We start from the raw sequence: 12,366 nt of genomic DNA, 5'->3' as shown, positions 1-12,366 counted from the left end.
GATAGATATTTAGATATTAAGTATTTATTGATCTCTTTAAAATTTTAAGATAATTTTAGTATTCATTATTGACATGATAGTCAATTAACATTCATCAAATTAATACAATCTGGATACCGTATTATGGATCAAAACCCACAGTCGCAACTTAAACTACTTGTCACACACGGCAAAGAGCAAGGATATTTAACCTATTCTGAAGTTAACGATCATTTACCAGAAGACATTATTGATTCTGAACAAATCAATGATATTATTCAAATGATTAATGACATGGGCATCCCAGTAGTTGAAGAAGCACCTGACGCTGATGATCTAATCTTAAATGAAATTAATACAGATACGGATGAAGATGCAGTTGAAGCCGCAACACAAGTATTATCTAGTGTCGAATCAGAATTAGGACGTACTACAGATCCAGTACGAATGTATATGAGAGAGATGGGAACTGTTGAGTTGCTCACAAGAGAAGGTGAAATTGATATCGCTAAACGTATTGAAGAAGGTATTAATCAAGTTCAATGCTCAGTATCAGAATATCCAGAAGCAATTACATATCTTTTAGATCAATATGATCGTGTTCAAACTGGTCAAATACGACTATCAGATATAATAACAGGTTTTGTTGATCCAAATGCAGAAGAAATTTTTTCTCCTACAACTCTTCATAATATGAATTCAGAGTTATTAGAAGAAGAACAAAATAATGAATCAGATCAAGAAGATCACGAAGATGATCATTCTATTGATCCAGAACTAGCAAATGAAAAATTTTCTGCATTACGCAGACAATATAATAATACTAATCAAACAATTAAAAATAAAAATAGAACACATAAAGATTCATTACTAGAAATTTATAACTTATCAGAAATTTTTAAACAATTTCGGCTAGTTCCAAAACAATTCGATCATTTAGTTAATAGCATGCGCAATATGATGGAAAGAGTCAGAAAACAAGAAAGAATTATTATAAAATTATGTGTTGAAATTTGTAAAATGCCAAAAAAAAAATTCATTCAAATTTTTCCAATTAAAAAAATCGATCATACATGGTTTATAAAAGAACAAAAGAAAAATCAACCATGGTCTGAAAATTTAAAAAAGGTTCAAGAAGATGTGTTTATCAGCGTAAAAAAACTCATTGAAATAGAAAAAGAAACTGGTTTAACAATTGAACAAGTTAAAGATATTAATAAAAGAATGTCTATTGGAGAACTAAAAGCTAAAAGAGCAAAAAAAGAAATGGTCGAAGCTAATTTACGATTAGTTATCTCTATTGCAAAAAAATACACAAATAGAGGTTTACAATTTTTAGACTTAATACAAGAAGGGAATATTGGTTTAATGAAAGCTGTAGATAAATTTGAATATCGCCGAGGTTATAAATTTTCTACTTATGCTACTTGGTGGATTCGTCAAGCTATTACTCGATCTATTGCAGATCAAGCTCGTACAATTCGTATTCCTGTACACATGATTGAAACAATCAACAAACTTAATCGAATTTCTAGACAAATTTTGCAAGAAACAGGTCGAGAACCAACTCCAGAAGAATTATCTGAAAAAATGCTTATTCCTGAAGATAAAATTAGAAAGGTATTAAAAATAGCGAAAGAACCTATCTCTATGGAAACACCAATTGGTGATGATGAAGATTCACATTTAGGTGATTTTATAGAAGATACTACTTTAGAATTACCATTAGATTCCGCTACATCTGAAAGTTTACGATCAGCAACACATGATGTTTTATCAGGTTTAACAGCTCGTGAAGCTAAGGTACTACGTATGCGTTTTGGAATTGATATGAATACTGATCATACGTTAGAAGAAGTCGGAAAACAATTTGATGTGACTAGAGAAAGAATACGACAAATAGAAGCTAAGGCTTTAAGAAAACTACGTCATCCAAGCAGATCAGAGGTATTACGTAGTTTTTTAGATGAGTAAATATTAAAAAAATCAAGAATAAAATAAAACTTCTGTACTAATATTAGTATTTCTATAAAAGTATTGTTAAATAAAACAGAAGTTTTTATTTTATATAAAAAAAATAACTAAATTCCATCGCCATTTTGAAAACTATTCAAATAAGATATATTACTTCTTTTTTCTTCAGAATAATGTGTTTTATTATCTAAATGATTAATAATTTTAGCCTCTTTGCCAACAACTGTAACATATGCAGGAACATTTTTTAAAACTATTGCACCAGCACCTATTTTTGCTTTTAAACCGATCTCAATATTACCTAAAACTTTTGCTCCTGTACCAATAATAACTCCTTTTCGAATAGTAGGGTGTCTATTTTTTCCTAAATTTTTACCCGTACCACCTAAAGTAACTGAATGAAAAATTGAAACATCATCTTCTATATGTACACCTTCACCAATAACAATCCCATTAGCATGATCCAGAATTACACCAGACCCAATCCGAGAAGCTGGATGAATATCCACTGAAAATTCAGAAGATATTCTACTTTGTAAATATTGAGATAATGATTTTTTGTCTACATTCCAAAGATAATGACTAATTCTATAAGTTTCTAAAGCATGAAAACCTTTAAAATAAAGAAAAGGAGTTAAATAATCATTTACTGCTGGATCTCTGTCTATAATAGCTTCAATATCTCGTACTATACATTTTAAAAGAACATGATTATTTAAATATATATTTTTAAACATGTTGAACATCTTTTCTGTAGGAAAAATAGATGTAGATAATTTATTAGATAATATATAACTTAAAGCATTACACAAACTATTATGTTGTAGTATAGTTTTTTTAAAAAAATCTGATAATATTGGTTCTTTTTTTATTAATAAATCAGTTTTATAAAGTATTATTTTCCATATTTTGGATATCTTTTCAAGATACATTATTTTCGCCTTATGTAATTCATATTATAAAAAATTTTAAAAATATTTTTATATTATTTATAAAATATGTATGACTATATATAATTAATTAATAATTATTATTTATATTTTTTTTGATTTCATATAATTATCATATAAAGCATCAAAATTAATAGGTGCTAGATGCATTTGAGGAAAACTACCATGTGATATTAAATTTGAAATACATGTACGAGCATAAGGAAATAAAATATTTGGACAATAAGAATGCAAACAATGCTTTAATTTTTTTTCACATATGTTCGTAATTAAAAAAATACCAGCTTGATCTAAATCACATAAAAATACTAATGTCTCTTTAATTTTTACTATTATTTTTATTTTTAAAACTATTTCAAAAATGTCTTTTTCTATTTCTTGTACACTATGATCTATATTAAAATTAACATTTGGTTTCCATTTTAAATGAAAAATATGTGGTGTATTAGGAGCTTCAAAAGAAGCATCTTTTATATAAATACGTTGAATTGCAAAAAATTCTTTTTTACTTTTTTCATCTGACATAATATATCCAAAAAAAAATTAATTTATAAGAAATAATATTTATTTTTATTTTTAAAAAAAATTTAGTATAATAATTACTTATTATGAATCTCTTTAAAAATTATTTAACAACTAATGGTAGATGATTTAAATTCCAATCATCTAAACCATTTTTTAAAATATAAACATTCTTAAATCCATTTTTTAAAAATATTTTAATACACTGATTATATTCGTATGTATTTTTTAAAATAAGAATTATAGAAAACATTTTATATTTTCGTATTTCATTAATATCATCTAAAAAAATATTTTCTAATGGAATATTAATAGAATTAAGAATATGTCCTGTTTGAAAAATTTCAGCAGTACGTGTGTCAATAATAATTGCTTTATCTTGATTAATTAATTTTATTGCTTGAATATTATTAATGATATTAGATGTTAAAAACATATTTTTAATAGAAAAAAAAATTAATATCATTAAACAAAAAAACCATATACTTATTAATATAATATGTTCACTAGCAAAAAAAAATAAATCTTTCATAAATTATATTTCCTAATATTTTATGTTTGATCAATTTATTAACTGAGCATTTAAAAAATTTAAATGCTAGTTAATTAATATAAATAAAATAGTATTTTAATAGAAATAAAAATATATTAAAAAATATTTAATCTTTTTTTTGCTTTTCTTATTTCTTCATGAACTTGATGTGGTGCTACACCACCTTTTGATATTCTTTTTTTAAGACAAGATTCTAAAGTAATATGTTTATATATATCATTGTCAATAAGAGTACTATAAATATGAAATGTAGATAATTTTAACGAATGTAAAGGTTTTTTTTGATGAATTGCATGTAGTACTATTTGACCAGATATTTTATGAGCTTCACGAAAAGTTAATCCTTTTTTTACTAAATAATCTGCAATTTCTGTTGCATTAGAATATCCTTCTTCTGCAGCTCGACGACATATATCACTATTTATTTTAATATTTTTTAAAACTAATGTTGCCATACATAAACAATCATTCCATGTTTTAATTGTATCAAATAGACCTTCTTTATCTTCTTGCATATCTTTATTATAAGATAATGGTAAAGATTTTAATACAACTAAAATAGAAATTAAAGAACCATAAACACGGCCACATTTAGAACGTATCAATTCTAATGCATCTGGATTTTTTTTTTGAGGCATTAAAGATGAACCAGATGTAATTGAATCAGATAATTCAATAAAACTAGCTTCACCTGAATTAAAAAAAATGACATCTTCAGAAAACCTAGATAAATGCATCATGCTAATAGAAGCAGAGGACAATAGTTCTACTACATAGTCACGATCAGATACACTATCTAATGCATTATTTGTTGATCTATTAAATCCCATAGATAAAGCTAATTCTTCACGATCTATCGCCCATGCAGTTCCAGCAAGAGCACCAGAACCGAGAGGACTTATATTTAATCGTTTAAGAGCATCTTTTAAGCGACTAACATCTCGTCTGAACATTTCTATATAAGCTAAACACCAATAAGAAAAAGTAATAGGCTGAGCTCTTTGTAAATGTGTATATCCTGGCATAATAACAGATTCATTAGTTTCAGAAAGACAAATAAAACTTTTTTGTAATTCTATTAAATTATCTAACAAAATATAAATTTTTTTTCTACACCACAACTTTAAATCAGTAGTAATTTGATCATTTCGACTACGACCAGTATGCAATTTTTTACCTAATTCTCCAATCTTATCAATTAGTTTTTCTTCTGTCCAACTATGGATATCTTCACAATTACTGAAGAGAATATTGTTTTTTTTATCTTTTGTTTTAATCTCTTCTAATAACTCAAAAAGTGCTTGCTCAATTTTAATTTGCTCTTTTTTAGTAATAATATTACTCTTCATTAAAGTTTTAGACCAAGATATAGAAGCTGTTATATCTTCTTTTACTAAAATATAATCAAATGCTAAAGAAGTATTAAATTTTTTAAATAATTCATCAGATTCATTAATGAATCGTCCACCCCATAGTGCCATATATTGTCTCTATAAAAATTAAAAATAAAATAGCATATAATATTTAATAAAAATTTTTTAACAAAAAATTTATTTTTTTATAAATGATTTTAATTCATTTTGTGCACGTATTCTTGAAGATAGAGAAAAAAGACGAATAAAACCATCTGCATCAGATTGTTTATATACTTGATCTTTTCCAAATGTAGCATATTCTTCAGAATATAATGAATTAGGAGATTTTTTTTGTACAGCTATTACATTACCTTTATATAATTTTAATATAACTTCTCCTGTTATTTTTTCTGCCAATGAGTCAGCTGCCGCTTGTAAAGATTTACGTATTGGAGAAAACCAACGTCCATCATAAACTACAGAAGACATTTCTAGAGCAATTTTTTCTCTCCATTGAAAACTTTCACGATCTAATACTAATTGTTCAATCGCTTTTATAGCTGTCATCATAATTGTTCCTCCTGGTGTTTCATAACAGCCTCTAGATTTCATGCCAACTAATCTATTTTCAACAATATCGATTCTACCAATACCATGTTTAGAACCTAATTGATTTAGAACATGAACACATTGTAAAGGTTTTAAATTAATATTATTCACTGATACTACACAACCAGACTTTAATAATAATGAAACATATTCAGCTTGATTTGGCGCCTCTTCAGGATCGCATGTCCAACTCCAACAATCTTTATTAGATATATTCCAAGGATTTTCAAGTAATCCTCCTTCTGTGGAAATATGCCAAGCATTTTCATCTTTACTATAAATTTTTTCTACTGTTGCAGTAGTTGGAATATTTTTTTTATATAAATATTGTAATAATTCTTCTCTAGAATTAAGATTCCATTTTCTCCACGGAGCAATAATATTCAAATGTGGAGCAAGAGCTGAATAAGCTATTTCAAAACGAACTTGATCATTTCCTTTTCCAGTAGCGCCATGACATAATGAATCTGCTTTAATATTTAATGCTAATTCAACTTGTTTTTTTGCAATAATAGGTCGAGCTAATGCTGTTCCCAATAAATAATTGCCTTCATATAAAGCACCAGTTTTTAAAATAGGATAAACATAATCTTCTATAAATTCTTCTTTTAAATCAACAATATAACAACTAGATGCACCTGAATCTATTGCTTTTTTATTAATTCCATCTAAATCTTTTTTAGATTGTCCTATATCAGCTACAAAAGCAATTACTTCAAAATTATAATTTTCTTTAAGCCAAGGGATAATTGCTGAAGTATCTAAACCTCCAGAATATGCTAAAACAACTTTTTTATTTATTTTTTGCATCATATTTATACTCATTTTTTATGATAAGTCGACAGAAACACTTAAATCGAATTGTTGATGATAGTATTAAATAATCATTTTAATATTGGAATGTCTTTAACTTACTGTATCTATCTAAGGAAGAATTTAAAATCTGAATATCTTGTAAAACTACATTAACTTGAATAATTATACTACTGATTATACTATCTGTAATAGTATCTGATTCAATTGATTATTTCTTGAATACTATTTAATATCTGTATTAATATCTATCTGTAACTCTTTTATTTTTCTATCTATTTTCTGTCTATTAGGTAAAAAAATTAAGTTTTTTTTTAAAGTAGTAACTAAATCTATTTCTAATTCTAAGAAATGAAAACGGATATGCATTAATACAATATCTTGAATAATTCGTATAGAACGAATGATCAGAAAAACATCTTTTTTTATACAGGATCTTGAATAATATAGGATGTTAAATAATATGCGATCTCTTCATCTTCAGTGATCTAAAAAAACTTGAATGTTTATCTAATCTTAGATTTTGACACAATTGCATATGATAGATATACTCTCACTAATATTTAATAAGATAATATTTAGTATTAATATTATATTTTATTAGCAATAGTAAGTAGATTTTTGTTAACAGTACTATAACAATATTAGATATACATTTATAATTATTACAATGTAGAAAATATTTTTTTGTATCAGTAGCGCGTTAAATTTTAAGATTACTAAATAATTTTTTTTATCAATCATTTATATATAATTTTTTAATATTTTTTACAATTAAATGATGCTTTATTTAAAAAAGAATATTATACTTGTTTACTAACAGAAACTTATCTAATTTAATTAAAATATTTGTCATACAATACCTCACTATAAATGACGTTTTGTATTCAAATAATATAAAATAAATATCATAGTATTAAGTAGAAATATTTTTAATTAATAATTTTAATCCATAACAACAGTATTTTTCATAAATTTTATATTATATTATCCTTTATATAATATTATCTTTTATTAATAAGCTTTTATTAGCTTTATAATAATAATAACTAATAATAACTACCTATGAATAATAATTATAACACAAAAAAAAAATCTAAATTATACACTCAAAATAATTAAACTTGCTAAATATTTTATTCTTTCAAAAGCAGAATAATAAATAAGATTTAAAAACATGTTTTGTAGAACACTATTAGTATTAAATACTATTATTTAATATTAATTAAATTAGTAATTAAATACTATTCATAATTAATTTTTTTATTCGTTTTTCTTTATAAATTTCTATATAATATTTTTGAATATTTCTTGGTATCAAATTTTATATTAATGAATAAAATGAAAATACAATTTTTTAGTTTAAATTATGCATTTAAAATCTATTATTTTTTAAATTATTTATAAATTTTTTAAAAAAATTATTTTTCTTTATAATTTTAGAAAATTAATATTTTTCATATTCAATCTTATAAAACCTGATAAAATTTACTCATGCTCAACCAAACATCTACTCACTATTTTAAAATGTAGTTTTTGAATAAAATTTTAAATACTATTAAGATAATCCTGATTTTTTTATAAAATTATCTTATTTAACAAAAATAATATGATATTCTTATTATTAAAAAAAAAAAAATAAATACACCTCAATCTAAAGATTTTAAAAATCCATAACTATCAAATCTAGTATAATCGTATGTAGAATATACTTATCTTTTTTAAATTAATATAATGTATAATTTATATAAATCTTGTTTCTAAAAAAATATAAATTTTCACAACAAAATGATTTATTTGAATATGTTCATATATATATGAAATAATTATATTTTAGATAAATGTTTATAGAAAAAATCATAAAAATTTGTTTATTAAAAACATGACAAACCACATGATAAACCAAGAATATGACAGACAGAATAACTTATATCTGATTGATTTAAAGTATAAAAATGAAAATTTTTTACTCCTTCAGAAGACAATTTCTGTATCATATCTATTGCTATAGTACAACCTATAACTTTTTGTGTAAATCGATCGTTATCATCTAAACCAGAAAATATTTCAAACATCCATTTAGGTATTTGAACATTAGTCATACTTAAAAAACGTTTTAACTGTTTAAAATCACTAATTGGCAAAATACCAGGAATAATTTCTGCTGTAATTCCATATTTAATACAATTTTCACGAAAATATAAATAATGATCTACATTAAAAAAAAATTGAGTAATAGCTCTATTTGCACCTGCATCAATTTTCTTTTTTAAATTTATCATATCTAATTTAATATTCTTTGACTCTGGATGTAATTCAGGATAAGCAGCTACAGAAATATCAAAATTAGCTATTCTTTTTAATAATCTAACTAAATCTACAGCATACATAGTATGTTTATAATTTTTTTCTTTTGTATCCCCTCTAAGTGCGATAATGTTTTTAATTCCATTATTCCAATAATGTTTTGCTATTTCTTTTAATTTACTAGGTGTAGAATTAATACATGTTAAATGAGCTGCTGTAATAATTCCTGTTTTTTTATTTATTTGTTTTACAATATCATATGTTTTTTTACGTTCACCACTATTTGCTCCATAAGTAACAGAAAAAAATTTTGGTTTTAATATAGAAAGTTTATCAATAGTCAACCATAACTTTGTTTCTAAAGAAGTATTTTTAGGCGGAAAAAATTCAAAAGAACAATGTATACTATTGTTTATATTTTTAATTTTTTGTTTTATTATGTCCTGATGATATTGAAAAAATTCATTCATTTTTACACTCCATAGATTTTTATAATAATTATTTAATATTAATGAAAATAAGTAAAAGATATCTATATTTATTTAATATATTACTATTCTAGTATACTATGTACAAAAAAAAATGTTTTTATAATCAATCATTAAAAAATCTCAATACTTTTGCAATAGATGTTAAAGCAAAACAAATCGTTTTCGTAAAAACAATTAATAATCTAATAAAAATATCAAAAAAATGTAAATTATATAATATTCCTTATATAATTTTAGGAGAAGCAAGTAACATATTATTTTTAAAAAATTATATAGGAGTCGTGATTTTTAATCGTATTAAAGGAATTCAAATAACAGAACAAAAAAACTCTTGGTTAATTCATGTTTTTTCAGGAGAAAAATGGCATAATTTAGTAAAATTAACTTTAAATTTAGGTATTTTTGGATTAGAAAATTTAGCATTAATTCCTGGTCGTATAGGATCTGCAGCTATTCAAAATATTGGCGCATACGGTTTAGAATTTAAAGATATCTGTGAATATGTTGAAATATTATCTTTAAAAAACTATAAAACCATCAAAATACAGAAAAAATTTTGTCAATTTTCTTATCGAAATAGTATTTTTAAATCTAAATATAATCATAAGTATGCTGTAATTAAAGTGGGAATAAAAATATCAAAAAATTGGAAACCAATAATATTTTCTTCACTAAATAATTATATTAAAAAAAAAAACATAACTGCATATCAAATTTTTAATATAATATGTCAAATACGCAAAAATAAATTACCAGATCCCAAAAAAACTGGTAATGCTGGTAGTTTCTTTAAAAATCCTATTGTTACCAAAAAAAAATCACAACAACTTCTCTCTTTATACAAAAATATACCGAACTGTCCTCAAAAAAATGGTTTAGTAAAAATTTCTGCTGGTTGGTTAATTGAAAATTATCAATTTCATAATATTCAAATTGGAGATGCGAGTATTTATCAAAAACAAAAACTTATATTAATTAATAAAAAAAATGCTACTTCTCAAGATATTATAACATTAGCAAGAATTATACATTCATGTATTTTAAAAAAATTTCATATATCTTTAGAACCAGAAATAGATTTTATCGGATCTTTCGGAAAAATATATTCATCAAAATTTTTCAATTTAAAAACATAATATTTTATATAACATAACTATTTAAGATAAAAAAACTTGCAATAAAAATGAAAAATTATATAATATAATTTACTAAAAAAGATAATTCTTTTAAATCTACTTTAAAATCTAAAAAAAAAGCCGGCTTAGCTCAGCAGGCAGAGCAACTGACTTGTAATCAGTAGGTCACCAGTTCAATTCCGGTAGCCGGCAAAATTATAATAAAACATTATTTTTTTAGGTGGGATTCCCGAGTGGCTAAAGGGAGCAGACTGTAAATCTGCCGTCATAGACTTCGAAGGTTCGAATCCTTCTCCCACCATAAAATTATTAAAAATTAAAAATGCGGATATCGTATAATGGCTATTACCTCAGCCTTCCAAGCTGATGATGCGGGTTCAATTCCCGCTATCCGCTAATATAAATCAATACAATAAGACGAAATAAAAAGTACAATTGCTGATATGGCTCAGTAGGTAGAGCACACCCTTGGTAAGGGTGAGGTCCCCAGTTCAATTCTGGGTATCAGCATGATAAAACTATTTGATATCGTTTTAGTTAATTAAAAATTATTTTCAAATCATTTATCATAAATCTCACCTAATACTTTATTTTGCAATATTCTCAATTTACTTCATGATCAATCAACCTATTTTTATTTAAAAAATAGTTTATTTTTTTAAGTATATAATCTTTAAAAATAAATATTTACTATATTAAAATATTTTTTGTACTATTCTTTGAGAGTTTTAAGGAGTGTGTATGAATAAAAATAACTATAAGCAAAATAAATCTAAAATATTAGAAAAAATAAGATGGTTATCTATATTATTTTTTTTTATTTTATCGTTTTTGATAAAATACTATTTTTATGACATAAAATTATTTATTCGTATATTTATTATATCTTTTTTAATATTCTGTGCAATAGGAACTTTTCTATATACAAAAACAGGAAAATATATACTATCATCTATAATTATGTCAAAACAAGAGATGAATAAAATAATATGGCCTGGATATAAAGAAACTTTATATACTACTTTAATTATAATTTCTGTAACTGTTCTAATATCTCTTCTATTATGGTTTATAGATAGTATAATATTCCATGTCATAGCATTTATTATTAGTATAAGGTTCTAAATATGTATAAAAAAAAAAATAAAAAGTGGTATGTATTACAAGCTTTTTCTGGATTTGAAAGTCGTGTCGCACAATCAATAAGAGAACATGTCAAACTCAACGATATGAATAATTTATTTGGAGATGTGATGGTTCCATCTCAAGAAGTAGTTGAAATTCGCGGTGGACAACGCAGAAAAAGCGAATATAAGTTCTTCCCAGGATATGTGTTAATTCAAATGATTATGACAGATTCCACTTGGCATTTAATTAGAAATATTCCTAAAGTCTTAGGATTTATTGGAGGAAAATCGGATAAGCCGTCTCCTATCAGTGATAAAGAAGTAGAAATTATTATTAATAGACTGCGTCAAATTGGTGATAAACCAAGACCTAAAACTTTATTTGAACCAGGAGAAATGATTCGCGTAAATGATGGTCCATTTTCAGATTTTAATGGTGTAGTAGAAGAAGTGGACTATGAAAAAAGTAGACTAAAAGTATCTGTTTCTATTTTTGGAAGATCTACTCCTGTAGAACTTGATTTTAGACAAGTAGAAAAACATTAAAAAA

At 24.3% G+C, this 12,366-nt stretch carries 11 protein-coding genes and 4 tRNA genes; 8 read left to right on the top strand and 7 right to left on the bottom strand.

The window, feature by feature from the left end; translation table 11 throughout:
- The first annotated feature begins 123 nt into the window (after positions 1-123).
- Positions 124-1,953: an RNA polymerase sigma factor RpoD gene (rpoD, locus tag D9V74_RS00255; RefSeq protein WP_158362194.1), complete on the top strand. Its 1,830-nt coding sequence runs from the start codon at positions 124-126 to the stop codon at positions 1,951-1,953.
- A gap of 107 nt (positions 1,954-2,060) precedes the next feature.
- Here rpoD and cysE read toward each other — a convergent pair whose 3' ends face one another.
- The 7 genes from cysE to metF form a co-directional block, all read right to left on the bottom strand.
- Positions 2,061-2,885, bottom strand: coding sequence for a serine O-acetyltransferase (cysE, locus tag D9V74_RS00250; RefSeq protein ID WP_158362192.1), 825 nt, complete (start codon positions 2,883-2,885; stop codon positions 2,061-2,063).
- A 102-nt stretch (positions 2,886-2,987) separates the two neighbouring features.
- Positions 2,988-3,428, bottom strand: a complete 441-nt coding sequence (secB, locus tag D9V74_RS00245; protein WP_158362190.1) for a protein-export chaperone SecB — start codon at positions 3,426-3,428, stop codon at positions 2,988-2,990.
- Between the two features lie 100 nt (positions 3,429-3,528).
- Complete coding sequence (locus D9V74_RS00240) at positions 3,529-3,957, bottom strand: rhodanese-like domain-containing protein (protein WP_158362188.1); 429 nt, start codon at positions 3,955-3,957, stop codon at positions 3,529-3,531.
- Between the two features lie 116 nt (positions 3,958-4,073).
- Entirely contained in the window at positions 4,074-5,459 is a 1,386-nt protein-coding gene (argH, locus tag D9V74_RS00235) for an argininosuccinate lyase (RefSeq protein WP_158362185.1), read from the bottom strand.
- 69 nt (positions 5,460-5,528) lie between these two features.
- Positions 5,529-6,755 carry an argininosuccinate synthase gene (locus D9V74_RS00230; RefSeq protein ID WP_158362183.1) on the bottom strand — a complete coding sequence of 409 codons (1,227 nt, stop codon included), beginning with the start codon at positions 6,753-6,755 and terminating at the stop codon, positions 5,529-5,531.
- A gap of 225 nt (positions 6,756-6,980) precedes the next feature.
- The gene (locus tag D9V74_RS02955) at positions 6,981-7,124 is read right to left on the bottom strand and encodes a hypothetical protein (RefSeq protein ID WP_187308545.1); all 144 of its coding nucleotides are present in this window, start codon (positions 7,122-7,124) and stop codon (positions 6,981-6,983) included.
- Between the two features lie 1,505 nt (positions 7,125-8,629).
- The gene (gene metF, locus D9V74_RS00225; protein ID WP_158362181.1) at positions 8,630-9,532 is read right to left on the bottom strand and encodes a methylenetetrahydrofolate reductase; all 903 of its coding nucleotides are present in this window, start codon (positions 9,530-9,532) and stop codon (positions 8,630-8,632) included.
- A gap of 98 nt (positions 9,533-9,630) precedes the next feature.
- On the opposite strand from metF, the gene murB reads away from it, so the two are divergent.
- The 7 genes from murB (at position 9,631) to nusG (ending at position 12,362) form a co-directional block, all read left to right on the top strand.
- Entirely contained in the window at positions 9,631-10,689 is a 1,059-nt protein-coding gene (gene murB / locus D9V74_RS00220; protein WP_158362179.1) for a UDP-N-acetylmuramate dehydrogenase, read from the top strand.
- Positions 10,690-10,808: 119 nt separating this feature from the next.
- Positions 10,809-10,881 (top strand) — tRNA-Thr (locus D9V74_RS00215).
- A gap of 27 nt (positions 10,882-10,908) precedes the next feature.
- A tRNA-Tyr gene (locus D9V74_RS00210) sits at positions 10,909-10,990 on the top strand.
- A gap of 23 nt (positions 10,991-11,013) precedes the next feature.
- Positions 11,014-11,085: transfer RNA gene (locus D9V74_RS00205), tRNA-Gly, on the top strand.
- A gap of 41 nt (positions 11,086-11,126) precedes the next feature.
- Positions 11,127-11,199 (top strand) — tRNA-Thr (locus D9V74_RS00200).
- Positions 11,200-11,430: 231 nt separating this feature from the next.
- The gene (gene secE, locus D9V74_RS00195) at positions 11,431-11,814 is read left to right on the top strand and encodes a preprotein translocase subunit SecE (RefSeq protein WP_158362177.1); all 384 of its coding nucleotides are present in this window, start codon (positions 11,431-11,433) and stop codon (positions 11,812-11,814) included.
- Positions 11,815-11,816: 2 nt separating this feature from the next.
- Entirely contained in the window at positions 11,817-12,362 is a 546-nt protein-coding gene (gene nusG / locus D9V74_RS00190) for a transcription termination/antitermination protein NusG (RefSeq protein ID WP_158362175.1), read from the top strand.
- Positions 12,363-12,366: the final 4 nt, after the last annotated feature.

The sequence above is a fragment of the Buchnera aphidicola (Macrosiphoniella sanborni) genome (genome assembly GCF_005080885.1).
In the GTDB taxonomy this organism is placed as follows: domain Bacteria; phylum Pseudomonadota; class Gammaproteobacteria; order Enterobacterales; family Enterobacteriaceae; genus Buchnera; species Buchnera aphidicola_AU.
Note: the sequence above shows the minus strand (reverse complement) of the source record. Positions and strands in the feature narration are given on the sequence as shown.

Coding starts and splice junctions, on each gene's coding strand:
- D9V74_RS00230 (WP_158362183.1), bottom strand. CDS start 6,755: ATGATGCAAAAAATAAATAAAAAAGTTGTTTTAGCATATTCTGGAGGT.
- metF (WP_158362181.1), bottom strand. CDS start 9,532: ATGAATGAATTTTTTCAATATCATCAGGACATAATAAAACAAAAAATT.
- D9V74_RS00240 (WP_158362188.1), bottom strand. CDS start 3,957: ATGAAAGATTTATTTTTTTTTGCTAGTGAACATATTATATTAATAAGT.
- murB (WP_158362179.1), top strand. CDS start 9,631: ATGTACAAAAAAAAATGTTTTTATAATCAATCATTAAAAAATCTCAAT.
- secB (WP_158362190.1), bottom strand. CDS start 3,428: ATGTCAGATGAAAAAAGTAAAAAAGAATTTTTTGCAATTCAACGTATT.
- rpoD (WP_158362194.1), top strand. CDS start 124: ATGGATCAAAACCCACAGTCGCAACTTAAACTACTTGTCACACACGGC.
- argH (WP_158362185.1), bottom strand. CDS start 5,459: ATGGCACTATGGGGTGGACGATTCATTAATGAATCTGATGAATTATTT.
- secE (WP_158362177.1), top strand. CDS start 11,431: ATGAATAAAAATAACTATAAGCAAAATAAATCTAAAATATTAGAAAAA.
- D9V74_RS02955 (WP_187308545.1), bottom strand. CDS start 7,124: ATGCATATCCGTTTTCATTTCTTAGAATTAGAAATAGATTTAGTTACT.
- cysE (WP_158362192.1), bottom strand. CDS start 2,885: ATGTATCTTGAAAAGATATCCAAAATATGGAAAATAATACTTTATAAA.
- nusG (WP_158362175.1), top strand. CDS start 11,817: ATGTATAAAAAAAAAAATAAAAAGTGGTATGTATTACAAGCTTTTTCT.